23 protein-coding genes and 1 pseudogene are annotated in these 22,315 nt (G+C 63.2%); 20 read left to right on the plus strand and 4 right to left on the minus strand.

Translation table 11 applies throughout. The features are described from left to right. The 16 genes from APH42_RS23740 to APH42_RS23815 all read left to right on the plus strand — a co-directional run. On the plus strand, window positions 1-2,786 hold a 2,786-nt coding region (locus APH42_RS23740), incomplete at its 5' end, for an efflux RND transporter permease subunit (RefSeq protein ID WP_060494350.1). 250 nt (window positions 2,787-3,036) lie between these two features. Then, window positions 3,037-3,219, plus strand: a complete 183-nt coding sequence (oscA, locus tag APH42_RS23745) for a sulfur starvation response protein OscA (RefSeq protein WP_012274726.1) — start codon at window positions 3,037-3,039, stop codon at window positions 3,217-3,219. A gap of 48 nt (window positions 3,220-3,267) precedes the next feature. Then, window positions 3,268-4,275, plus strand: a complete 1,008-nt coding sequence (locus APH42_RS23750; RefSeq protein WP_012274725.1) for a sulfate ABC transporter substrate-binding protein — start codon at window positions 3,268-3,270, stop codon at window positions 4,273-4,275. Between the two features lie 185 nt (window positions 4,276-4,460). Further along, entirely contained in the window at window positions 4,461-5,279 is an 819-nt protein-coding gene (gene cysT / locus APH42_RS23755) for a sulfate ABC transporter permease subunit CysT (RefSeq protein ID WP_012274724.1), read from the plus strand. An 11-nt stretch (window positions 5,280-5,290) separates the two neighbouring features. Beyond that, window positions 5,291-6,163 carry a sulfate ABC transporter permease subunit CysW gene (gene cysW, locus APH42_RS23760; protein WP_012274723.1) on the plus strand — a complete coding sequence of 291 codons (873 nt, stop codon included), beginning with the start codon at window positions 5,291-5,293 and terminating at the stop codon, window positions 6,161-6,163. 3 nt (window positions 6,164-6,166) lie between these two features. Further along, on the plus strand, window positions 6,167-7,156 hold the full coding sequence (locus APH42_RS23765; RefSeq protein WP_012274722.1) for a sulfate/molybdate ABC transporter ATP-binding protein: 990 nt from the start codon (window positions 6,167-6,169) through the stop codon (window positions 7,154-7,156). 403 nt (window positions 7,157-7,559) lie between these two features. Continuing rightward, complete coding sequence (locus APH42_RS23770) at window positions 7,560-8,360, plus strand: energy transducer TonB (RefSeq protein ID WP_060494351.1); 801 nt, start codon at window positions 7,560-7,562, stop codon at window positions 8,358-8,360. Window positions 8,361-8,390: 30 nt separating this feature from the next. Then, window positions 8,391-9,110 (plus strand): MotA/TolQ/ExbB proton channel family protein, encoded by a 720-nt coding sequence (locus APH42_RS23775; RefSeq protein ID WP_012274720.1) that lies wholly within the window; start codon window positions 8,391-8,393, stop codon window positions 9,108-9,110. A 1-nt stretch (window position 9,111) separates the two neighbouring features. Further along, the gene (locus APH42_RS23780; protein ID WP_012274719.1) at window positions 9,112-9,513 is read left to right on the plus strand and encodes a biopolymer transporter ExbD; all 402 of its coding nucleotides are present in this window, start codon (window positions 9,112-9,114) and stop codon (window positions 9,511-9,513) included. 194 nt (window positions 9,514-9,707) lie between these two features. Beyond that, on the plus strand, window positions 9,708-10,289 hold the full coding sequence (locus APH42_RS23785) for an alpha/beta hydrolase (protein WP_012274718.1): 582 nt from the start codon (window positions 9,708-9,710) through the stop codon (window positions 10,287-10,289). A 64-nt stretch (window positions 10,290-10,353) separates the two neighbouring features. Continuing rightward, entirely contained in the window at window positions 10,354-11,184 is an 831-nt protein-coding gene (locus APH42_RS23790; protein ID WP_012274717.1) for a sigma 54-interacting transcriptional regulator, read from the plus strand. 175 nt (window positions 11,185-11,359) lie between these two features. After that, complete coding sequence (locus APH42_RS23795; protein WP_012274716.1) at window positions 11,360-12,145, plus strand: MetQ/NlpA family ABC transporter substrate-binding protein; 786 nt, start codon at window positions 11,360-11,362, stop codon at window positions 12,143-12,145. A gap of 324 nt (window positions 12,146-12,469) precedes the next feature. Continuing rightward, window positions 12,470-13,135, plus strand: a complete 666-nt coding sequence (locus APH42_RS23800; protein WP_012274715.1) for an amino acid ABC transporter permease — start codon at window positions 12,470-12,472, stop codon at window positions 13,133-13,135. Continuing rightward, on the plus strand, window positions 13,116-13,775 hold the full coding sequence (locus APH42_RS23805) for an amino acid ABC transporter permease (protein ID WP_060494352.1): 660 nt from the start codon (window positions 13,116-13,118) through the stop codon (window positions 13,773-13,775). The genes APH42_RS23800 and APH42_RS23805 overlap by 20 nt, the downstream gene beginning before the upstream one ends. Then, window positions 13,772-14,545 (plus strand): amino acid ABC transporter ATP-binding protein, encoded by a 774-nt coding sequence (locus APH42_RS23810; RefSeq protein ID WP_012274713.1) that lies wholly within the window; start codon window positions 13,772-13,774, stop codon window positions 14,543-14,545. The genes APH42_RS23805 and APH42_RS23810 overlap by 4 nt, the downstream gene beginning before the upstream one ends. Further along, the gene (locus APH42_RS23815) at window positions 14,542-15,414 is read left to right on the plus strand and encodes a transporter substrate-binding domain-containing protein (RefSeq protein ID WP_060494353.1); all 873 of its coding nucleotides are present in this window, start codon (window positions 14,542-14,544) and stop codon (window positions 15,412-15,414) included. Before APH42_RS23810 ends, APH42_RS23815 begins: the two co-directional genes overlap by 4 nt. Before the next feature lie 35 nt (window positions 15,415-15,449). Here the strand turns inward: APH42_RS23815 and APH42_RS23820 are convergent, their stop codons facing one another. Next, on the minus strand, window positions 15,450-17,813 hold the full coding sequence (locus tag APH42_RS23820) for a penicillin acylase family protein (RefSeq protein WP_060494354.1): 2,364 nt from the start codon (window positions 17,811-17,813) through the stop codon (window positions 15,450-15,452). Between the two features lie 87 nt (window positions 17,814-17,900). On the opposite strand from APH42_RS23820, the gene APH42_RS23825 reads away from it, so the two are divergent. Further along, window positions 17,901-18,467, plus strand: a complete 567-nt coding sequence (locus APH42_RS23825; RefSeq protein WP_012274710.1) for a sugar O-acetyltransferase — start codon at window positions 17,901-17,903, stop codon at window positions 18,465-18,467. Here the strand turns inward: APH42_RS23825 and APH42_RS23830 are convergent. Next, window positions 18,446-19,015 (minus strand): DUF6436 domain-containing protein, encoded by a 570-nt coding sequence (locus APH42_RS23830; protein WP_060494355.1) that lies wholly within the window; start codon window positions 19,013-19,015, stop codon window positions 18,446-18,448. The two genes, APH42_RS23825 and APH42_RS23830, sit on opposite strands and share 22 nt — an antisense overlap. A 248-nt stretch (window positions 19,016-19,263) precedes the next feature. Here APH42_RS23830 and APH42_RS23835 point away from each other — a divergent pair, with 248 nt between their 5' ends. Next, window positions 19,264-20,190 carry an alpha/beta hydrolase gene (locus APH42_RS23835; protein ID WP_060494356.1) on the plus strand — a complete coding sequence of 309 codons (927 nt, stop codon included), beginning with the start codon at window positions 19,264-19,266 and terminating at the stop codon, window positions 20,188-20,190. On the opposite strand, the gene APH42_RS23840 is transcribed toward APH42_RS23835, so the two are convergent. Then, window positions 20,191-20,943, minus strand: coding sequence for a DUF2059 domain-containing protein (locus tag APH42_RS23840; RefSeq protein ID WP_012274707.1), 753 nt, complete (start codon window positions 20,941-20,943; stop codon window positions 20,191-20,193). Window positions 20,944-21,056: 113 nt separating this feature from the next. Between APH42_RS23840 and APH42_RS23845 the strand changes: the two genes are divergently transcribed. After that, a complete protein-coding gene (locus APH42_RS23845) occupies window positions 21,057-21,689 on the plus strand; it encodes a 2OG-Fe(II) oxygenase (RefSeq protein ID WP_041166805.1) in 633 nt (210 codons plus the stop codon). After that, window positions 21,676-22,179, plus strand: a complete 504-nt coding sequence (locus tag APH42_RS23850) for a DUF523 domain-containing protein (protein WP_060494357.1) — start codon at window positions 21,676-21,678, stop codon at window positions 22,177-22,179. The genes APH42_RS23845 and APH42_RS23850 overlap by 14 nt, the downstream gene beginning before the upstream one ends. Window positions 22,180-22,240: 61 nt before the next feature. On the opposite strand, the pseudogene APH42_RS29960 reads toward APH42_RS23850, so the two are convergent. Then, a pseudogene (locus APH42_RS29960) lies at window positions 22,241-22,315 on the minus strand (ABC transporter substrate-binding protein); the annotation flags it as partial.

Genomic DNA, 22,315 nt, shown 5'->3' on the forward strand with positions numbered 1-22,315 from the left:
GACCCGGCGAATCCACGGTCTACGTGTACCTGCGCGACACCACCAAGGCCAAGGACATCCCGGACATCTGGTACCAGGTGCGCAAGAAGATCCAGGATATTCGTGGTGAATTCCCGGCGGGTATCCAGGGGCCGGGTTTCAACGACGAATTCGGTGATGTGTTCGGCTCTATCTACGCCTTCACCGCCGACGGCCTGACCCTGCGCCAACTGCGTGACTACGTGGAGCAGGCACGGGCCGAGGTTCGCGACGTACCCAATATCGGCAAGATCGAGCTGATCGGCACCCAGGACGAAGTGCTGTACCTGAACTTCTCCACCCGCAAGCTGGCGGCCCTGGGCATTGACCAGCGCCAAGTGATGCAGGCCCTGCAAGCGCAGAACGCGGTAACCCCGGCCGGGGTGATCGAGGCCGGCCCGGAGCGTATCTCGGTGCGTACTTCCGGGCAGTTCGCCTCGGAAAAGGACCTGCAAACCGTCAACCTGAAGATCAACGATCGCTTCTTCCGCCTGGCCGATATCGCCGATATCGAGCGCGGCTACGTCGACCCGCCTTCACCGATGTTCCGCTACAACGGCCAGACGGCCCTCGGCCTGGCCATCGGCATGAAAGCCGGTGGCAACATCCAGGTATTCGGGGCTGCGCTGAAAAAGCGCATGGACAAAGTGGTCGAGGACTTGCCAGTAGGTGTTGGGGTGCACACCGTTTCCGACCAGGCCGTGGTGGTCAAGCAGGCGGTCGGCGGCTTCACCAGTGCGCTGTTCGAGGCGGTCGTGATCGTGCTGGCGGTGAGTTTCGTCAGCCTTGGGGTGCGCGCGGGGTTGGTGGTGGCGTGCTCGATCCCGCTGGTGTTGGCCATGGTGTTCGTGTTCATGGAGTACAGCGGTATCACCATGCAGCGGATTTCGCTGGGTGCGCTGATCATTGCACTTGGCCTGCTGGTGGACGATGCGATGATCACCGTGGAGGTGATGGTCACGCGGCTGGAAATGGGCGAAAGCAAGGAGCAGGCGGCGACGTTCGCCTACACCTCCACAGCCTTCCCGATGCTAACCGGGACCCTGGTGACCGTGGCCGGCTTCGTGCCGATTGGCCTTAACGCCAGTTCGGCCGGTGAGTACACCTACACCCTGTTTGCCGTCATTGCCGTGGCGCTGATCGTGTCGTGGGTGGTGGCGGTGTTTTTCGCCCCCGTGCTGGGTGTGCATATCCTCAGCAGCAAGGTCAAACCCCATGAAGCCGAGCCGGGGCGTTTGGGCAAAGCCTTCGAACATGGCCTGCTGTGGTGCATGCGCAATCGCTGGCTGACCATCATCGGCACGGTGCTGTTGTTCGTGCTGGCCATCTTCTGCGAGCGCTTTGTACAGAACCAGTTCTTCCCCTCTTCGGACCGCCCGGAAATTCTGGTCGACTTGAACCTGCCGCAAAACGCCTCGATCGAGGAAACGCGCAAGGTGGTCGACCGCTTCGAGGCGCGGATCAAGGACGACCCGGACCTGGTGCGCTGGAGCACTTACATTGGCCAGGGTGCGATTCGCTTCTACCTGCCGCTCGACCAGCAGTTGCAGAACCCGTACTACGCCCAGCTGGTGATCGTCAGCAAGGGCTTCGAAGAACGCCAGGGCATGATGGACCGCTTGCAGAAGATCCTGCATGAAGAGTTCGTCGGCATCGGTACCAACGTGCAGTCGCTGGAAATGGGCCCGCCGGTGGGCAGGCCGATCCAGTACCGGGTCAGCGGTGCCAACATCGACCAGGTGCGCCAGCACGCCATCGAACTGGCCACGTTGCTTGACCAGAACGAGCACATTGGCGAGATGATTTACGACTGGAACGAGCCGGGTAAGGTGCTGCGCGTGGAAATCGCCCAGGACAAGGCGCGCCAACTGGGGCTGTCGTCGGAAGACGTGGCCAATGTGATGAACAGCATCGTCAGCGGCGTGCAGATCACCCAGGTCAACGACAACATCTACCTGGTGGACGTGGTCGCCCGTGCCGAAGACAGCGAGCGCGGCTCACCCGATACCCTGCAGAACCTGCAGATTCTCACCCCCAACGGCACCTCGATTCCGCTGTTGTCGTTCGCCACCGTGCGCTACGAGCTGGAGCAGCCGCTGGTTTGGCGCCGCGACCGCAAGCCGACCATCACCATCAAGGCCTCGGTCAACGGTGATATCCAGCCCACCGACCTGGTGGCCCAGCTGAAGCCGAAAATCGACGAGTTCGCCAGCAAGCTGCCGGTGGGCTTCGAAGTGGCCACCGGCGGTACGGTGGAGGAGAGCGCCAAGGCGCAAGGGCCGATTCGCAAGGTGATCCCGCTGATGCTGTTCCTGATGGCGACTTTCCTGATGATCCAGCTGCACAGCGTGCAGAAGTTGTTCCTGGTGGTCAGCGTGGCGCCGCTGGGGCTGATTGGCGTGATCATTGCGTTGGTGCCCACGGGCACGCCCATGGGCTTTGTCGCGATTCTGGGCATACTTGCCCTGGCGGGCATCATCATCCGCAACTCGGTGATCCTGGTGACCCAGATCGACGAGTTCGAGGCCCAGGGCTACTCGCCGTGGGATGCGGTGGTGGAGGCCACCAACCACCGGCGCCGGCCGATCCTGCTGACTGCGGCGGCGGCGAGCTTGGGCATGATCCCGATTGCCCGCGAAGTGTTCTGGGGGCCGATGGCTTACGCGATGATTGGCGGGATCATCGTGGCGACCTTGCTGACGCTGCTGTTCCTGCCGGCGCTGTATGTGGCCTGGTACAAGATCCGCGAGCCACAGGAAAAATCCTGAAACCCTGAACTGAACCCTGTGGGGGCGGGTTTACCCGCGAATGCGATGGTGGAGCTACCGCCGCATTCGCGGGTAAACCCGCTCCCACAGGGCCTTCTATTGTCTTCAGGATAAGCCTTTTATTTTGGTTATATAAACATTCTTAAACAGTATTTTTAAGAATAACTCCGCCTCACTACTATTGCCCTCAAGCCAGGCGCAAATCCCCTTCAAACCTCTGCCCGGCACCCTCACTCCAAGGAGAACGAGCATGAGTGCATCTCTGCGTAGCATCGACGGTCAGGACGAAGCCACCATTCTGCGTGAAATCCAGAGCGCCTTGCGCGACCTGCGGTTTGGTGCGGTGGAGATCACTGTGCACAACGCTCAGGTCGTACAGATCGAGCGCAAGGAGAAGTTCCGCCTGCAACAGCCGGGCAACAAGCCCAGCTGATCGCGCCTCACATCCAAAATTAGAAAAATGCCAATCGGGAGCTTCACCATGTCCATCCGCCGTTATGCGCTCGCCGCCCTGGCCAGTGCTGTTTTTGCCGGTTCCGCCATCGCCAAGGACTACGAACTGCTGAACGTGTCCTACGACCCGACCCGCGAGCTGTACCAGCAGTACAACGCCGAGTTCATCAAGCACTGGCAGCAGGCCCACCCGGGCGACAAGGTGAAGATCCAGCAATCCCATGGCGGTTCGGGCAAGCAGGCCCGTGCGGTGATCGACGGCCTGCGCGCCGACGTGGTGACCCTGGCCCTGGCCGGCGACATCGACGAAGTAGCCAAGCTCGGCAAGACCCTGCCGGACAACTGGCAGACCCGCCTGCCGGACGCCAGCACCCCGTACACCTCGACCATCGTGTTCCTGGTGCGCAAGGGCAACCCGAAAGGCATCAAGGACTGGGGCGACCTGATCAAGAAGGACGTCTCGGTCATCACCCCCAACCCGAAAACCTCCGGCGGTGCGCGCTGGAACTTCCTGGCGGCCTGGGCCTATGGCCTGAAAGCCGGCGGTAGCGAAGAAAAGGCCAAGGAGTACGTACAGGAGCTGTTCAAGCATGTACCGGTGCTGGATACCGGCGCCCGTGGCTCGACCATCACCTTCGTCAACAACGGCCAGGGCGACGTATTGCTGGCTTGGGAAAACGAAGCCTTCCTGGCGCTGAAGGAAGACGGTGGCGCCGACAAGTTCGACATCGTCGTGCCGTCGCTGTCGATCCTGGCCGAGCCGCCTGTGGCGGTGGTGGACAAGAACGCCGAGAAGAAAGGCAATACCGAGATTGCCACCGAATACCTCAAGCACCTGTACAGCCCGGCTGGGCAGAAGATTGCCGCCGAGAACTTCTACCGCCCGCGTGACGAGAAAGTCGCTGCGGAGTTTGGCAAGCAGTTCCCGAAACTGGACCTGGTAACCATCGACAAGGACTTCGGTGGCTGGAAAACTGCACAGCCCAAATTCTTCAATGATGGCGGTGTGTTCGACCAGATCTATCAGGCACAGTAAACGCCAGGGAAAAGCGGGGCCGTGTTGCGGCCCAATCGCGACACAAGGCCGCTCCCACAAGGAACCGCAATCTCCTGTGGGGGCGGTCTTGCGTCGCGATTGGGCTGCAACGCAGCCCCGGGATTCAGAGTCTTGCACCGGCCCGGGATTGATTCCGGGCTTCGTGCGTTCAACCAGGGATACTTATGTCACGTCGTATTTCCCCCGTCATACCCGGCTTCGGGCTGACGCTGGGCTACACCTTGGTGTACCTCAGCCTGATCGTGCTGATACCGCTGGCGGCCATGTTCATTCATGCCTCGCAGCTGACCTGGGAGCAGTTCTGGAACATCATCAGCGCACCGCGGGTAATCGCCGCGCTCAAGCTGAGTTTCGGCACCGCCCTGTTCGCCGCCATCATCAATGGTGTGATCGGTACCCTGCTGGCCTGGGTACTGGTGCGCTACACCTTCCCCGGGCGCAAGATCATCGACGCGATGATCGACCTGCCGTTCGCCCTGCCTACCGCCGTTGCCGGTATTGCCCTGACCGCCCTGTACGCGCCTGCGGGCTGGGTCGGCCAGTTCGCCACCGACCTGGGCTTCAAGATCGCCTACACCCCGCTGGGCATCACCCTGGCGCTGACCTTCGTCACCCTGCCGTTCGTGGTGCGCACGGTGCAGCCGGTACTGGCCGACATCCCGCGTGAAGTGGAAGAGGCCGCTGCCTGCCTGGGGGCCAAGCCGCTGCAGGTGTTCCGTCATATTCTGGCGCCGGCCCTGCTACCGGCCTGGCTCACCGGCTTTGCCCTGGCCTTCGCCCGTGGCGTGGGCGAATATGGCTCGGTGATCTTCATTGCCGGCAACATGCCGATGAAGACCGAAATCCTGCCGCTGCTGATCATGGTCAAGCTCGACCAGTACGACTACACCGGCGCGACCGCCATCGGCGTGCTGATGCTGGTGGTTTCCTTCATCCTGCTGCTGCTGATCAACTTGCTGCAGCGCCGCATCGAAACCCCTTGAAGGAGGCCGGCATGTCCAGTTCATCCCTGAGTACAAGCGCCGCCGCCAACGCCGCCCGCCGAGGCAGCGCTACTTCGCGACGCATTCTGATCGGCCTTGGCTGGTTGGTGTTCGCACTGTTCCTGTTGCTGCCGCTGGTGATCGTGGTGTCGCAGGCGCTGAAGAACGGTTTTGGCACCTTCTTCGAGGCGATCTTCGAGCCTGATGCCTTGTCGGCGCTGAAGCTGACCCTGCTCGCCGTGGTGATTTCGGTGCCGCTGAACCTGGTGTTCGGTGTCAGCGCCGCGTGGTGCGTGAGCAAGTACACCTTCCGTGGCAAGAGTATCCTGGTCACCCTGATCGACCTGCCGTTCTCGGTGTCGCCGGTAATCGCCGGCCTGGTCTACGTGCTGATGTTCGGCGCGCAAGGCCTGTTCGGGCCGTGGCTGCAGGACCACGACATCCAGATCGTGTTCGCCCTGCCGGGCATCGTCCTGGCGACCATTTTCGTCACCGTACCGTTCGTGGCCCGTGAGCTGATCCCGCTGATGCAGGAGCAGGGCACGCAAGAAGAGGAGGCCGCGCGCCTGCTCGGCGCCAATGGCTGGCAGATGTTCTGGCACGTGACTTTGCCGAATATCAAATGGGGCTTGATCTACGGCGTGGTGCTTTGTACTGCACGGGCCATGGGCGAGTTCGGCGCGGTGTCGGTGGTGTCCGGCCACATTCGCGGCGTGACCAACACCTTGCCGCTGCACGTAGAGATCCTCTACAACGAGTACAACCACGTGGCGGCCTTCAGCGTGGCCAGCCTGTTGCTGATCCTGGCGCTCTTCATCCTGCTGCTCAAGCAGTGGAGCGAGAACCGTATTAACCGCCTGCGCCACAGCGCCGCGGAGGAATGATTCATGTCGATCGAAGTTCGTAATGTCAGCAAGCGCTTCAACAGCTTCCAGGCCCTGAACAACATCAACCTGGACATCAACAGCGGCGAGCTGGTGGCCTTGCTCGGCCCGTCCGGCTGCGGCAAAACCACGCTGCTGCGCATCATCGCCGGCCTGGAAACCCCGGACCAGGGCAACATCGTGTTCCATGGCGAGGACGTGTCTGGCCATGACGTGCGTGACCGTAACGTCGGGTTCGTGTTCCAGCACTATGCGCTGTTCCGCCATATGAGCGTGTTCGACAACGTCGCCTTCGGCCTGCGCATGAAGCCCAAGGGCGAGCGCCCGAGCGAGAGCAAGATCGCCGAGAAGGTGCACGAGCTGCTGAACATGGTGCAGTTGGACTGGTTGTCCGATCGCTACCCCGAGCAGCTGTCTGGCGGCCAGCGTCAGCGTATCGCCCTGGCCCGCGCCCTGGCGGTGGAGCCCAAGGTGCTGCTGCTGGACGAGCCGTTCGGTGCGCTGGATGCCAAGGTGCGCAAGGAGCTGCGCCGCTGGCTGGCGCGGTTGCACGAGGATATCAACCTGACCTCGGTGTTCGTGACTCACGACCAGGAAGAAGCCATGGAAGTGGCTGACCGCATCGTGGTGATGAACAAGGGCGTGATCGAGCAGATCGGTTCGCCGGGCGAGGTGTACGAGAAGCCAGCCAACGATTTCGTCTACCACTTCCTCGGCGATTCCAACCGCCTGGCACTGAGCGAAGGCCACCACGTGCTGTTCCGTCCGCACGAGGTGTCGCTGTCGCGGCATGAGACCGAAGGGCACCATGCGGCCGAGGTGCGGGACATCCGGCCGTTGGGCGCGACCACGCGGGTGACTTTGAAGGTGGAAGGGCAGAGCGAGCTGATCGAGGCCGAAGTGGTCAAGGACCATGACAGCCTGACCGGCTTGGCGCGTGGGGAGACGTTGTTCTTCCGGCCGAAGGTTTGGCAGAAGGTGGCGGATATCTGATCTGCCCTTGATGATTAAGAGCCCGGGCTTGGTCCCGGGTTTTTTTATGCCTGTCGGATTGCCGGGGCTGCTTTGCAGCCCATCGCGACACAAGGCCGCTCCTACAAGGGATTCGCGTAAGGTCCGAGGGGCGCGAGTCCTTTGTAGGAGCGGCCTTGCGTCGCGATCGAGGGCGCAGCCCTCGCGGCAATCTCATGCCTTACGCGAATATTTTGCATGCCCCCAATGCATAGCCTTTAGCCATGAATGCCACAGCCCGCGCAATCCGTGGCTTTCACGCGATCCTTCAGAAACAATATTCAATTAAGTTCTAACCATAATTTTAAACATTACTTTAAGAGATAAGCCTCTGGCCCCGATGATTCAGCCACACACCTGAATCGAGACCCCAGGAGTTTGATCAATGGGTAATGTCCAATCGGCCGTCAGGGCCTACGACCAGCCATGGCGCCCGGCCCCAGGCGACCTGGTCGAGCTTGGACGCACGCTTCGCCTGCCGCTTGGCCAGCTGCGCCTGCAACGCACGCCTGTGAGCGGGCTCAAGCGCCGCGACAAGCTGGTGTTGGGCCTGCTGGTGCTGGCCCTGCATGGCGCCGCCGCGTACTGGGTCAGCCAGGCGCCCACGCCCGAACTGCCGGTTGTGCCGCCACAGGTGCCGCCCATGACCATCGAGTTCGCGGCACCCGCACCGCCTGTGGTCGAGCCTCCGCCGCCTGCGCCCGCGCCTCCCGTGGTCGAGCCACCGCCGCCGCCACCGGTCGTCGACGAACTGGCCGCCAAGCCCAAACCCAAACCGAAGCCCGTGCCAAAGCCTGTGGTCAAGCAAGCGCCCAAGCCACAGCCCAAGCCGGTTGAAGCACCACCACCCGCGCCAGTGGCGGCCCCGGCACCGCCTGCGCCCGCACCACCCGCGCCGGCCCCGATAACCCCGGCATCGGCCAACGCCGCGTACCTGAAGAACCCGGCGCCGGAGTACCCGCAGATGGCTCAGCGCCGTGGCTGGGAGGGCACCGTGCTGTTGCGTGTCGAAGTGCTGCCCAGCGGCAAGCCTGGGCAGATCCAGGTTCAGAAGAGCAGCGGCCGTGACGCCCTCGACGCCGCCGCGCTGGCCGCGGTGAAGCGCTGGACCTTCGTGCCCGCCAAGCAGGGTGATGTGGCCCAGACCGGCTGGGTCAGCGTGCCGATCGATTTCAAGCTTCGCTAACTTTTTCGCAGAACACAGGAAGACATCATCATGAGCCTGCTGGCATCCCCCCTCGAATCCGTTGAAAGCGCAGTCATCTGGCTGCTGGTCGGTTTTTCTGTCGTCACCTGGGGCCTGGCCCTGGTCAAGGTCGCGCAGTTCGTGCGGTTGAAGAACCAGGACAAGCGCTTCCACCAGCAGTTCTGGGCTGCCTCCAGCCTGGACTCGGCCGCCGAGCTCAGCCATGAGCTGCCCGGCCCGGCTGCCCGTGTGGCCCAGTCTGGCTACGCTGCCATCGCCGTTGGCGACACTCAGGCCAACGACCTGAGCCATGCGATCAACCACCAGGACCGCCTGGAGCGCGCCCTGCGCCAGCAGATCGTGCGTGAGCGCCGCTCGCTGGAAACCGGCCTGGCGGTGGTCGCCAGTATCGGCAGCACCTCGCCCTTCATCGGCCTGTTCGGCACCGTGTGGGGCATCATGGAAGCGCTCAAGGGCATCAGCGCGGCCGGCTCCGCCAGCCTGGAAACCGTCGCCGGACCTATCGGTGCGGCACTGGTGGCGACCGGTGTGGGTATCGCCGTCGCGGTACCGGCCGTGCTGGTTTACAACTACTTCCTGCGGCGCCTCAAGCTGACCGCCGCCGACCTCGATGACTTCGCCCACGACTTCTACAGCCTGGCGCAGAAGAGTGCCTTCCGCGTGCTGGTGCACCCTGCTGTGCAAAAAGCCCAGGCCGGTTTCACCCAGCCAGTGAAGGAGGCGTCCTGATATGGCCTTTTCGACCCAGGACAGCGACGAAGTCCTCAGTGAAATCAACGTCACGCCCCTGGTGGACGTCATGCTGGTGCTGCTGGTGGTGTTCATCGTCACCGCGCCGCTGCTGACCAACGCCATTCCCATCAACCTGCCCAAGACCGAGGCCGTGGCCCCGGTGGAGCAGAAGGACCCGCTGGTGGTCAGCATCGATGGCGAGGGCAAGCTGTTCATCAACAAGGACCAGATCCAGCCCGATCTGCTGGAAACCAATCTCAAGGCCGCCAAGGACAAGGACGCGGACGTGCGCGTGCAGCTGCAGGCCGATGACGGCGTGAACTACGGCGAAGTGGCACGGGCCATGGCGGCCATCGAACGCGCGGGGATCAGCAAGCTGGCGGTGATTACCGCACGTTGATACCCGGCACACCTCTTCAGGCAAGTGCTTATGGGCCACATCTCTTGGCAGGGGTTGGCCCTTTTTTTTGCCTGTGAGGGCCCTGTCGCAGGAATTGGTTTTTGGTTATTAATAAATAGCTTCTTATTCCTTTACGAATATAACTCCCTCCCTATACTTGTCTCCAAGCACGCAAACTTACTGGAGGCGTCCCCATGCGCAATGAGTCGATTCGTTACCTGATTGTGCCGGGCTGGCAAGGATCGCCAGACAACCATTGGCAAAGTCACTGGCAGCGCACCCTGCCTAACAGTGCCCGGGTGGAGCAACACGACTGGCTCACCCCGCAGCGGCAGGATTGGGTGCAGGCGCTGGAGCAGGCAATTGCCGCCGAGCGCTCACCGGTGATCCTGATCGCCCACAGCCTGGGCTGCATCACTGTCGCCCATTGGGCTGCGCAAGCCAGGCCGGCCTTGCTGCGGCGGGTGCGTGGTGCACTGTTGGTGGCGCCGGCAGACGTCGAGCGGCCCACCTGCGCGCCAGCCCTGCGCAACTTTGCGCCGATCCCGACCGATGCATTGCCGTTCCCCAGCCAGGTCGTCAGCTCGGACAACGACCCGGCCGTGAACGTACCGCGGGCGCTGTACCTGGCCCAGGCATGGGGCGCCGAAGCGGGGTTGCTGAGCAATGCCGGGCACATCAACGTCAAGTCCGGCCATGAGCGCTGGGAACAAGGCTTCGCCTACTTGTATCGCTTGCAGAGCCGGGTAGAGCAGCGCGCACTGCGCCGCGCCTGATCACCCTTACTGTTTACCGTTTGCCTGACGCCCGGCCATTGCAGGCCTGGGGCGGGAGTTCGTCATGACTTTTCAAAACCCGTTTGGCCAGCCGCTGCTGACCTTCCCCGAGCTGGACAAGAGCCCGCTGAGCATTCGTGCCAAGGCGCTGGTGTTCATCGACCCGCGCTCGCAGCAGCTGCGCGAGGACCTTGAGCGCCTGGCGCCACAACCTGTGCCGGTGCTGATCCGTGGCGAAACCGGCACCGGCAAGGAGCTGCTGGCCCGGCAGATCCACCGTGCCAGCGACCGTGGCGGGCTGTTCGTGTCGGTCAACTGCGCGGCCATCAGCCCCACCTACGCCGATGCCGAATTGTTCGGCTATAGCGCCGGCAGTCATGGCGGCACAGCCAGCAGCCGCGCCGGCTGGTTTGGCTCGGCCAATGGCGGCACGCTGTACCTGGACGAGATTGCCGACTTGCCGCTGGCCATCCAGGGCAAGTTGCTGGCCGCACTGGAAAACCGTGAGGTCACCCGGGTTGGCGCGCAGCAGCCACAGCCAGTGGATGTGCGCCTGGTCGCCGCGACCAGCATCGACCTGGCGCGCGTGGTACGTGCGGGGCGCTTCAACGAGCGCCTGTACCAGTACCTGCGCGAGGGGGCGCTGGAACTGCCGCCGCTGCGTGAACGGCCGGGCGACATCCTGCCGCTGGCCGAGTACTTCGTGGGCATTTACAGCGTGCGCCTGCAGCGGCCCGTGCCGTTGGTGAGCGAGGCGGCGCAGCAGGTGCTGGAAGCGCATTTCTGGCCAGGCAACACCCGCGAGCTGGAGAACGTGATCCACTTTGCCTTGCTGGTGAATGACGGCGCAGAGATCCTGCCGGAGGACCTCGACCTGGCCAATCCCGCGCGCTAGACATCGCTCATAAGCAAAGTGGCTGGTGGCAGTTTGTTTTTGGAATAAGCAGCTAAGTAAAAGATATTGTTACGGAATAAAAAATCTAGGTATTGTCCGCCTCACGCCCACTGGTGAACCGGTTGGGCACCCGATTCGCCATCGTCGATGGCCCAGATTCAGAACAAGGACCACCATGAAGAAGACCCTGCTGACCACTGCCCTGGCTGCTGCCCTGTCGTTCTCCGGCCTGGCCGCCGCTGCCGAGAAACTGGTGGTTGCCGCTACCCCGGTTCCGCACGCCGAAATCCTTGAGCTGATCAAGCCGACCCTGGCAAAAGAAGGTGTGGACCTGCAGATCAAGGTCTTCACCGATTACGTGCAGCCAAACGTACAAGTGGACCAGAAGCGCCTGGACGCCAACTACTTCCAGACCCTGCCGTACCTGAAAAGCTTCAACGAAGGTAAAGGCACCCACCTGGAAACCGTGGTCGGCGTGCACGTCGAACCCTTCGGTGGCTACTCCAAGAAGATCAAGAACCTGTCCGAGCTGAAGGAAGGCGCCACTGTTGCCATCCCTAACGAAGGCAGCAACAGCGGCCGCGCCCTGATCCTGCTGCAGAAGGCTGGCCTGATCACCCTGAAAGACCCGAAAAATGCCCTGGCCACCCCCAAGGACATTGCCGAGAACCCGAAGAAGCTGAAGTTCCGCGAGCTTGAGTCGGCCATGCTGCCGCGCGTGCTGGACCAGGTTGACCTGGACATGATCAACACCAACTACGCCCTGGAAGCCGGCCTGAACCCGGCCAAGGATGCGCTGGTGATCGAAGGTGCCGATTCGCCATACGTGAACTTCCTGGTTGCCCGCCCGGACAACAAGGACAGCGAAGCCATCCAGAAACTGGCCAAGGCCCTGACCAGCCCGGAAGTGAAGGCATTCATCGCCAAGAAGTACCAGGGTGCGGTGCTGCCAGCGTTCTGATGCAGTTGCATTCCCTTGCATGACCTGACGCCGACTCATATGAGTCGGCGTCTTTATTTCTTTGACATGCATTTTGGGGAGAAGCGATCCCCTGTAGGAGCGGCCTTGTGTCGCGAAAGGGGGGGCGGAGCGCCCCCAGGATTTTTGCAATTCACCTGCTATTGCCGGGGCCGCTTTGCGGCGCTTTCGCGACACAAGGCCGCGCCTACAAAGGGCGTCTATGCCTGTACTATGCATATGCAATAAAGGTATTTATTAAAAAATTTTTAGATCATTAGAGTCTATTCATTGTGCCCCCGCGCACCCTGCAGACTTGCTCTACCCATGACCCTCGACATCGCATTCATCCTCAGCACGCTACCCGCCTTTCTCAAGGCCGTGGGCGTGACTTTGCAGGTCGGCATGATCGCCATCGCCACCTCGCTCTTGGTCGCCCTGGTCAACGCCACGCTCCTTGTCCTGCGCACGCCCTACCTGTGGCGCCTGGTCAAAGCCTACGTGGAGCTGGCGCGCAACACGCCGCTGCTGATCCAACTGTTCTTCGTCTACTTCGCCTTGCCAAGCCTGGGCCTGAAGATTTCCGGTTTTTCCGCGGCGATCATCACCATGACCTTCATGGGCGGTGCCTACCTCACCGAGGTGTTACGGGCCGGCATCGAAGCGGTGCCGCGTGCGCAGCTGGAGTCTGGGCGCTCCATCGGCTTGTCCGAGGGCCAACTGCTGCGCCATGTGGTGCTGCCCCAGGCCGGTATCCTCAGCCTGCCGGCACTGTTCGCCAACTTCATCTTCCTGCTCAAGGAAACCACCGTGGTGTCGGCGGTGGCCGTGCCGGAAATCCTCTACACCACCAAAAACTACATCGCGCTGTACTACAAGACCTACGAAATGCTCACCGTGCTGACCCTGCTCTGTGTATTGCTGTTCCTGCCGCTGTCGTTGCTGCTGCGCTACGTGGAAAGGAGGCTGCAACATGGCCAGTTCGGCGTTTGACCTGTTGCTGCAGGCGCTGCCGCAGCTGGCCGGCGGCGCCGCGCAGACCCTGGCCATCTCGGCACTGGGCATCCTCTTCGCAACGCTGGGTGGCGTGCTGTACGGCGTGCTGGCAACCCTGGGCAACCGTGCCCTGAACATCGCCTTGCAGGTGTACCTTGAGTTGTTTCGCGCCATCCCGGTGCTGGTCTGGTTGTACCTGGTGTTCTTCGGCCTGCCGATCTTCTTTGCCCTGAGCATCCCCAGCTTCTGGTGCGCGGTGCTGGTACTGGCCCTGTGGGGCGCGAGCGAGGTGGGCGAGGTGGTACGCGGTGCGCTGCGTTCGGTGCCGCGCGGCCAGCGCGAAGCCGGGCTGTCGATCGGCCTGGCGGGGTGGCAGCTGTATGGCTACGTGCTGCTGCCGCAGGCGCTCAAGCGCATGACCCCGCCCACCATCAACATCTACACGCGGATCATCAAGACCAGCTCGCTGGCGGTGCTGATCGGCGTGGTCGAGGTGATCAAGGCCGGTCAGCAGATCATCGAACGCACCTACGAATCGGTGCTGATCTATGGCGCCTTGTTCCTGTTCTTCTTCATCGTTTGTTATCCGCTGTCCGCCGCTTCGCGCGTGCTGGAACGCCGCTGGGCACACTCATGAGCGCACTGATCGAATTCCAGGGTTTCAACAAGTTTTTTGGCGAGCACCAGGTGCTCAAGGACGTCGACCTGCAGGTGGCGGCCGGTGAAGTGGTGGTCATCCTCGGCCCCAGTGGCTGTGGCAAAAGCACGCTGCTGCGCTGCCTCAACGGCCTTGAGCAGGCCCACAGCGGGCACCTGCGCCTGGCCGGGCAAGAATTGCTCGCCCCGCACACCGACTGGCGCGCCATCCGCCAGCGGGTCGGCATGGTGTTCCAGAGCTACCACCTGTTCGGCCATATGAGCGTGATCGACAACCTGCTGCTGGGCCCGCTGAAAGTGCAAAAGCGCGAGCGGGCCGAAGCCCAGGCCCAGGCCGAGGCGCTGCTGGCGCGGGTCGGCCTGCTGGACAAGCGCGACGCGTTCCCCCGGCAATTGTCCGGGGGCCAGCAACAGCGCATCGCCATCGTGCGCGCGTTGTGCATGAACCCCGAGGTGATGCTGTTCGACGAAGTTACCGCTGCCCTCGACCCAGAAATGGTCAAGGAGGTGCTGCAGGTAATTCAGGGCCTGGCCCGCGACGGCATGACCTTGCTCATCGTTACCCACGAAATGGCCTTCGCTCGCGCGGTGGCCGACCGCATCGTGTTCATGGAGGCCGGCAGGGTCCTTGAACAGGGTGACCCCGAGAGCTTCTTCACCCGACCGCGGACCGCACGCGCGCAGCAGTTCCTGGAGAAATTCTCCTTCGTAGAAAGCCTGCCAAAGACATTGCACAAGGAACTGTCATGAAAACTGCCAACCTCACCAAACTGCTGGCACCGTTGTTCGGCCTGGCCTTGCTGGCCGGCTGCAACAAGGCCGACGAACCGCCCAAGCCGGCGGCGGCATCGCCAGCCACCAGCTACCTGGAAACCATCAAGGCCCGCGACAAGCTGATTGTCGGCGTGTTCACCGACAAGCCGCCGTTCGGCTTCGTCGATGAGAAAGGCCGCTATGTGGGCTTTGACACCGACATTGGCCGGCGCCTGGCCAAGGACCTGCTGGGCGATGAAAACAAGGTCGAGTTCGTTGCCGTGGAACCGGCCAGCCGTATTCCGTTCCTGCAGAGCGACAAGGTCGACCTGATCCTCGCCAACATGACCGTGACCCCGGAGCGCAAGGAAGCGGTGGACTTCACCAACCCCAACCTGCGCGTTGCCGTGCAGGCCATCGTGGCGGATGGCAGCCCGGTGCAGAAGCTCGACGACCTGGCCGACAAGACCATCATCGTGACCACCGGCACCACGGCCGATATCTGGCTGACCAAAAATCATCCCGACTGGAAGCTGCTCAAGTTCGAGAAGAACAGCGAATCGCTGCAAGCCCTGGCCACCGGCCGTGGCGATGCCTATGCCCAGGACAACCTGATCCTGTTCAGCTGGGCCAAGCAGAACCCGGGTTACCGCGTGCTGCCTGAGCTGCTGGGTGACGAAGCGCCGATTGCGCCGGCGGTGAAGAAGGGCAACACCGAGCTGCGAGACTGGGTGAATGCCGAGTTGGCCAAACTGGGGGAAGAGAAGTTCTTGCTGAAGCTGTATGACCAGTATGTGCGCAAGGAACTGAGCGATGACACCAAGCCGGAAAGCGTGATCGTCGAAGGGGGCAAGTGGCAGGGTTGACGGTGTGATTGGGGCTGCTGTGCAGCCCTTCTCGGTCATTCGCCTGGTACTAATCGCAAGGTACTTTGCGCCGGAATCACCCCCATCTGTGCACGCTGATACTGCCCCTGCACATACCCCTCGGCCTGGTCCGCATAATGCCGGTCGAACGGCACGCCGCTCTGCCCTACCGGGTTGCTGGTCAGCGCCTGTCCGGCATCGGCAAAGTCGACCAGCCGCCGTGTCGATGGCCCATAGTTAACCGGCCATGGCGCCGGGCCGATCTTCGCCGAGAGGTTGTTCGGCACTTCATGGGTGCCGGGTGCAGCGAAGGGGCCGACGTTGAACAACAGGTTCAGCGGCTTTTTCACCCCAAGCGGATGGTTGTGGGTCAGGGTATGGGCCTTGCCCCACTGCCAGCTGACCGGGTCGCTGCCCAGGGTGTCACGCAGGTGTTTCAAGCTGTTCTGCCAAGCCGTGCGCACAACGGCTGTACGGTCGGTACGCAGGTTGCCACCACGGGTGTTCCACCAGGGTGAGTCTGCATCCACTGCCAGGCGTGGCAGGGCGGCGTCAATGGCGCGGGTGCTTATCAGCACCGGGAACCAGGTGTCGCCCAGCTCGTCATGCAGGGCTGCGAAGGCCAGTTCGTAGAGGAACTGGTTGAACAGCGTGGCGCTGGTCGAGTCCAGCGGGTAGTCGCCCGCCCAGGCCGCCAGTTGCTCAACCAGCTCCTTCTGTTCGTCACCTTCGGCCACTGCGCGCAGGGTTGCCAGCAACGGGGCAAGGGTGCGCGGGCCGTAGTCGCTGGCAGTGTCCAACTGCAGTGCCTGGCTGTTCTGGGTGTCCCATTTCACCTCGGGGTTGGCCAGGTGCCGATCGAGCTGGCGGCCACGGTCGGGCAAGTTGTAGTAACCCGGTATCGGCACCGCCGCTGGCGGCTGGTAGTTGGCCGAAACGATGTAGCCGCGCGCTGGGTTCTCCTGTTGCGGGTTGACGCTGAAGGGGTAGAAACCAAGCTTGTCCGCCTGCACGCTGGCGCCGTCGAGGATGAACGCGGGGTCGACGCCGTCGGGACGGATCGGTAGCTTTGCCGCCGCCCACCAGCCGATATCGCCACGGGCATTGGCCCAGACAAAGTTAAGCCCAGGGGCGTGGACCTTGGCGGCGGCCTCGCGCATCTTGCCCAGGGTGTCGGCGCGGTTGAGCTGATAGAAGCCGTCGAGGATCGGGTTTTCGGTTTCCAGAAATGCCCACCACATGGCGATGGGCGTGGGGCCGGTAGTGCTGCCCAGTACGTCGTTGACGATCGGGCCATGGGGCGAGCGGCGCAAGTTGATGGTGACCGGCGCTTCGCCTTTGACGGCGATTTGCTGCTCGGTCTTTTCGAGCGTCTGCCATCGGCCATCGATCATTACTTGGTTGGCGTCGGCCGGGTTGGTGCGCTCGGCGATCAGGTCGACGTCATCGTTCTGGAACATGGTCAGGCTCCAGCCGAAGTCACGGTTATGACCGAGCAGCGCAAACGGGTTGAGCGCCTGGAAGTAGCCATACAGGTTGAAGCCGGGCGCTGACAGCTCGGCCTCGTACCACACGGCTGGTACCGCGAAGCTGATGTGCGGGTCGCCGGCCAGCAACGTCTTGCCACTGCGGGTGCGGTTACCCGCTACCGCCCAGGCGTTGCTGCCTTCGAACTGCGGGATACCGGCGTCGCCCAGTGCCTCATGACTGAGGCGGGCGAGGGCTTCAAGGCCGTGCCAGTCGGCGGCGGCCAGCGGCGTGCCCAGAGCGCCCTCGGGTTGCCAGCCTAGGTCGAATATTTTCAGGTATTCAGGGCCCAGCTGGTCGCGGATGTAGGTCAGCGCAGGCTCGGTGCGGAACGCGGCAGCAAAACTGTAGGCCAGGTAGCCGGCGACGCTCAGGGTGTCTTCGGCGGTGAACGGGCGCGGGGTGATACCGAGCAGGTCGAATTCCATGGGCTTGGGGTGACTGGCTTGCCAGTTGTTGACCCCGTCGAGGTACGCTTGCAGGGCTTGCCATGCCGGCGACTGCGGGTCCTGTTGCTTGGCCATCAGGGCGGCCTGTTCGCGAATGCGCAGGCTGCGGAACAGGGTATCGGTGGGCAGCAGCTTGTCGCCCAGCACCTCGGCCAGCTCGCCACGGGCCAGGCGACGCAGGATTTCCATCTGGAACAGCCGGTCCTGGGCATGCACGTAGCCCAGCGCACGGTACAGGTCCGGCTCGCTCTGGGCCTGCAGGTGCGGCACGCCGCGGGCATCGTAGCGCACGCTGACCGGTGCTTGCAGGCCGGCAATGGCTACCTCGCCTTCGCGTTGCGGTAGCTTGCCCTGTACGTACCAGTAACCGGCGCCGGCGGCCACGGCAACCACCATGGCCAGCAGGGTCAGGCTGCGCTTCATGCAAGCTCCTTGTGCGTTCAAGCGGAAAATGTGGTCCGATCATCGGCGGATTCGCGAACAGAGCATAGCCCCCGGGAAGGAGATTCCATGTCACTCAGCGAAAAACAGAAGATGCTTACAGGCCAGCTCTACCACGCCGGCTGCCCCGAGCTGCAGGCCGAGCAGATCGCCAACAAGCACTGGATGCACCGTTACAACAACAGTGTCGAACTGCTCAACGATGCGCGCCACGGGCTGCTGCTGGAGCACTTTGGCCAGGTGGGTGAAGGCGCGGTGATCCGCCCGCCGTTCTATTGCGACTATGGCTACAACATCAGTGTTGGCCGCAATACCTTCATGAACTTCAACTGCGTGATCCTCGACGTGGTACCGGTGCGCATCGGCGACGACTGCCAGATCGGCCCTAACGTGCAGATCTACACCGCCGACCATCCTCTCGACCCTGACTTGCGGCGCAGCGGGTTGGAGAGCGGGCGACCGGTGACCATCGGCAACAACGTGTGGATCGGCGGCGCGGCGATCATCCTGCCGGGGGTGACCATTGGCGACAATGCCGTGGTGGGTGCTGGGAGTGTGGTGACCCGGGATGTGCCGGCGGGTGCGACGGTGGTGGGTAACCCGGCGCGGGTACGTCAGCCCGCCCAAGGGCAGTAGCAACCCACTGCCAGGGTATTGGAGGCGCTGACCTGGCGGCCATCGAGCAAGGCCTTGAGGATGGGCTCGATGAAGCTGTTGCTGGCATTGCACACCGCACCTTCGCTGTAGGGGCCGAAGTAGGCCAGGCGCCCTTGCCGGTCCCAGATAGCCACGGCCGGGGAGGCGGGCAGGTGTTCGCTGCCGGGCAGGCTGGCGAGCGGCTTGAGGGCGGAGAGGTTGGCGGGCAACTGGCCGTGGCTGCCGGGCTTTTGCAGCACATGGAAGGTGACGCCCTGGCCGGCGAACTGGCTGACCAGGTCGCCCAGGTGCTGCTGGTTGCCGACGTTGCACGGGCAGGCGGGGTCCCAGAAGTGCACCACGCGGATCGGGCCTGGGCCGGCCAGTTCTGGGGGCAGGTGCAGTTGGCTGCCGTCGAACAGGGTGGTCTGGTTGTCGAACGGGCGCAGGTAGCGGGCCTGGAAGGTGGTGTAGGCCTGCCAGAGGATGGCAACGCCGACCACTAGGGCAAGCACCGTGCACAACGGTTTGATGATTCGGCTACTCATGAAGCGTCGGTGGACCTTTGTGGGAGCGGGCTTGCCCGCGAAGCAGACTACGCGGTGGATGGCACGGGCTATGCCCGTGTTCGCGGGCAAGCCCGCTCCCACAGTGATCGCGCAAATTTCCAGATTTGAGCAAGGCAGTAATCCGACAACCAGATCGGTGCTGGTTGTTCGAGGTGAGCAAGCTTGCCATGACGCCGGCCAGAGCTGAAGATTCCGGATCAATACTTGCGTCAATGTGGATGTACCCGATGCCCGCTGCTTTTCAACCCGACCACCTGCGCACCTGCCTGGCACCGTTGACCGCTTGCCAGCCGTTAACGGCCGAGGCCCAGGGATACCAGCGCTTCTACGGCCTGGACCTGTCGGCACACAGCTGGCTGGGCGGCTTCCAGGCGGCGGGGTTCGACCTGGTCGGGCAGGCCTGGTTACCCGAGCAGCCCATCGCAACGCTGTTCCTGTTGCACGGTTATTACGACCATATGGGCCTCTACCGGCATGTGATCGAATGGGCACTCAAACAGGGTTTCGCTGTGATCAGCTGTGACCTGCCCGGTCATGGCCTGTCCAGTGGCGAGCGGGCCAGCATCAGTGATTTTGCGGTTTACCAGCAGGTGCTGGAGGTGTTGTTCGAACAGGCACGGGCGCTGCAACTGCCGCGCCCGTGGCACCTGTGCGGGCAGAGCACCGGTGGCGCCATTGCCGTGGACCACCTGCTGCACCAAGGCGCGCGCAGCCCCATCGATGGCCAGGTCATCCTCTTGGCACCGTTGGTACGGCCCTGTTCCTGGCGCTGGTCGAAATTGAGTTATCGGGTGTTGCGTCACTTTGTGAGCGGCATCGAGCGCCGCTTCAGCGAGAACACCAACGACCCGGCCTTCCTGCCGTTTCTGGAGGCCGACCCGCTGCAACCGCGCCGCCTGCCAACCGCCTGGGTGGGGGCACTGATCGCATGGGTCAAACGCATAGAGGCCGCGCCACGCAGTTCGCGGCGGCCGTTGATCGTGCAGGGGGAGGCCGATGGCACGGTGGATTGGCCCTACAACCTTGAAGTGCTCAAGGCCAAGTTTGCCGAGCCGCAAATTCTGATGCTGCCCGAGGCCCGTCACCACTTGGCCAACGAGCTGCCGGGCATTCGCCAGCGCTACTTCGACTTCATCGACCAGCGCCTGGGCTGATCACTTCAGCTCGTTGGTACTCTGGCCAACCGCCAGGCCCGCGCGGACAGCGGCCAGGGCCGCCTGGTAGTAGGCCTTGCCGTCAGGGGACTCGGCGAAGGTGGCGAATTCTTCCAGCTCGGCGTCGGACAGGTCGCGGTAGACGTACAACAAGGTGTTGTTGAGGTCTTCGCCGATCTGGTTCATCAGGCGCTGGCGCTGGCCGTCGAGCAGGCCCTGGGCCTGGCCGCCACCGAACAGGCCGGGGATCATCGAACTGAGGCTGTCGGCTGCCACGCCGGCGATGGCCAGGCTGACTTCGGCGCCGGCTTCACGCGCTGGCAGGGCCTGGGCCAGGTGGCCGATGACCAGCAGGCGGTCGTCGCTGGCCTGGATCTTCGGCAGGCCCTTGGCATTCTTGGCCAGTTCGTCCTTGCGAGTGGCCTTGAGTTCCGCTGCCACCACCTTGCGCCCCAGCGGCGACTGGAAGAAAGCCAGGGCCGGCGAGGGGTTGGCCAGGGTGGCGCGCAACTGCGCCTGGGCACGACGGTCTACCGCCTGGGCCTGGAAGCGCTGGTTGCTGTTGTTGACCAGCGCCTGGTACACGGCGGGTGGCAAACTGTTGCGATAGCGCGCCTGGGCGGCGGTCAGGGCATCGTTGAAGTGGGCGCGCTGGTCGGGCCAGCCGGCGGCCTTGTACAGTTGATCCAGGTTGTCTGCCCAGACAGGCGTGGTGCAGATCATCAGCAGAATCAGGGAAAACAGACGGCGCATTCAGGACTCCTGTCGGCAGGTGGCTATTGTCCTTGGCCCAGCGCTGGTTTGTCGAGATATGCGCGTGTTTCTCGGCCAAGTGGCGCTGTGCGGCGACAGGGCGAATGGATATGATGCGCGCCATGCACATCTCCCCTGAACACCCGATGGTTACGGCCGTCGTCGACGATCTGGCCACCCAAGGCTGGTCCCAGCAGGCGCTCTTTCTGCCTGCCGAACTGGTGCGCGCGCTGGCGGCCGAGTGCCGACGCCGTGATGCCGAAGGCGAACTCAACCCTGCGGGGGTTGGGCGTGGTGCTACCCAGGAGGTGCGCGAAGCCATACGCGGCGACCAGATCCAGTGGATCGACCCGGGGCAGGCCGAGGCCTGCGACCAGTACCTGGCGGCCATGGACCAACTGCGGCTGGCGATCAACCAGGGCCTGTTCCTGGGCCTGGAAGACTTCGAATGCCATTTTGCCTTGTACCCACCGGGGGCGTTCTATCGCCGGCACCTGGACCGTTTTCGCGACGATGACCGGCGCATGGTCTCGGCGGTGCTGTACCTGAACGAGGGGTGGCAGTCGGAGGACGGCGGCCAGTTGCGCATGTTCCTGGCCGAGGGTGTCGAGCACGATGTGGAGCCAGTGGCGGGTTGCCTGGTGATATTCCTGTCCGGCGAAGTGCCCCACGAGGTGTTGCCGGCTAGGCGTGAGCGGTTGTCGTTGACCGGCTGGTTCAGGCGGCGTGGCAATGACCCGTTCTGATGTGGCCAAGGTGCTGGTCAGCGCCTGCCTGTTGGGGCAGCCGGTGCGCTATGACGGCCGGGCCAGTGGGCACCTGGGCCTGTTGCAGCAGTGGCAGGCCGAAGGGCGCGTTGTGGCTTTGTGCCCAGAGGTAGCCGGTGGCTTGCCGACCCCGCGCCCGCCAGCGGAGATACCAGGCGGGCAGGGCGGGGCGGTGCTCGATGGCGGCGCGCAGGTGCTCACAGTGACGGGCAGCGATGTCAGTGCCGAGTTTCTGGCTGGGGCGCAGCTGGCGCTGGAACTGGCGCAGCGGCATGGAATCCGCGTGGCGGTGTTGAAGGCGGGTAGCCCTTCGTGTGGTAACCGGTTGACCTATGACGGCACGTTCAGCGGTGTGAAGGTAGCGGGGGAAGGGGTGACCACGGCGCTGTTGCGGCGGGCTGGGGTGCAGGTGTTCAGCGAATTGGAGCTGGAGCAGGCGGCGCAGGCGCTGGCTGAACTGTCACTGTAAGCCTGTACCGGCCTCCTCGCGTGTTCATCCACGAAGAGGCCGGTACAGGCAGCAATAAATCTTACTGCCCGGCCGCAGTCTCCTGCACGCCCTTGAACCACTTCTGCTCCAGCTCGGCAGTGCGTCCGCTTTCTTT

Source organism: Pseudomonas sp. NBRC 111140 (genome assembly GCF_001320885.1).
Lineage (GTDB): Bacteria > Pseudomonadota > Gammaproteobacteria > Pseudomonadales > Pseudomonadaceae > Aquipseudomonas > Aquipseudomonas putida_P.

Coding starts and splice junctions, on each gene's coding strand:
- APH42_RS23825 (WP_012274710.1), top strand. CDS start 17,901: ATGTCACTCAGCGAAAAACAGAAGATGCTTACAGGCCAGCTCTACCAC.
- oscA (WP_012274726.1), top strand. CDS start 3,037: ATGAGTGCATCTCTGCGTAGCATCGACGGTCAGGACGAAGCCACCATT.
- APH42_RS23840 (WP_012274707.1), bottom strand. CDS start 20,943: ATGCGCCGTCTGTTTTCCCTGATTCTGCTGATGATCTGCACCACGCCT.
- APH42_RS23830 (WP_060494355.1), bottom strand. CDS start 19,015: ATGAGTAGCCGAATCATCAAACCGTTGTGCACGGTGCTTGCCCTAGTG.
- APH42_RS23800 (WP_012274715.1), top strand. CDS start 12,470: ATGACCCTCGACATCGCATTCATCCTCAGCACGCTACCCGCCTTTCTC.
- cysW (WP_012274723.1), top strand. CDS start 5,291: ATGTCCAGTTCATCCCTGAGTACAAGCGCCGCCGCCAACGCCGCCCGC.
- cysT (WP_012274724.1), top strand. CDS start 4,461: ATGTCACGTCGTATTTCCCCCGTCATACCCGGCTTCGGGCTGACGCTG.
- APH42_RS23780 (WP_012274719.1), top strand. CDS start 9,112: ATGGCCTTTTCGACCCAGGACAGCGACGAAGTCCTCAGTGAAATCAAC.
- APH42_RS23790 (WP_012274717.1), top strand. CDS start 10,354: ATGACTTTTCAAAACCCGTTTGGCCAGCCGCTGCTGACCTTCCCCGAG.
- APH42_RS23805 (WP_060494352.1), top strand. CDS start 13,116: ATGGCCAGTTCGGCGTTTGACCTGTTGCTGCAGGCGCTGCCGCAGCTG.
- APH42_RS23845 (WP_041166805.1), top strand. CDS start 21,057: ATGCGCGCCATGCACATCTCCCCTGAACACCCGATGGTTACGGCCGTC.
- APH42_RS23750 (WP_012274725.1), top strand. CDS start 3,268: ATGTCCATCCGCCGTTATGCGCTCGCCGCCCTGGCCAGTGCTGTTTTT.
- APH42_RS23850 (WP_060494357.1), top strand. CDS start 21,676: ATGACCCGTTCTGATGTGGCCAAGGTGCTGGTCAGCGCCTGCCTGTTG.
- APH42_RS23815 (WP_060494353.1), top strand. CDS start 14,542: ATGAAAACTGCCAACCTCACCAAACTGCTGGCACCGTTGTTCGGCCTG.
- APH42_RS23835 (WP_060494356.1), top strand. CDS start 19,264: ATGCCCGCTGCTTTTCAACCCGACCACCTGCGCACCTGCCTGGCACCG.
- APH42_RS23770 (WP_060494351.1), top strand. CDS start 7,560: ATGGGTAATGTCCAATCGGCCGTCAGGGCCTACGACCAGCCATGGCGC.
- APH42_RS23765 (WP_012274722.1), top strand. CDS start 6,167: ATGTCGATCGAAGTTCGTAATGTCAGCAAGCGCTTCAACAGCTTCCAG.
- APH42_RS23810 (WP_012274713.1), top strand. CDS start 13,772: ATGAGCGCACTGATCGAATTCCAGGGTTTCAACAAGTTTTTTGGCGAG.
- APH42_RS23795 (WP_012274716.1), top strand. CDS start 11,360: ATGAAGAAGACCCTGCTGACCACTGCCCTGGCTGCTGCCCTGTCGTTC.
- APH42_RS23775 (WP_012274720.1), top strand. CDS start 8,391: ATGAGCCTGCTGGCATCCCCCCTCGAATCCGTTGAAAGCGCAGTCATC.
- APH42_RS23820 (WP_060494354.1), bottom strand. CDS start 17,813: ATGAAGCGCAGCCTGACCCTGCTGGCCATGGTGGTTGCCGTGGCCGCC.
- APH42_RS23785 (WP_012274718.1), top strand. CDS start 9,708: ATGCGCAATGAGTCGATTCGTTACCTGATTGTGCCGGGCTGGCAAGGA.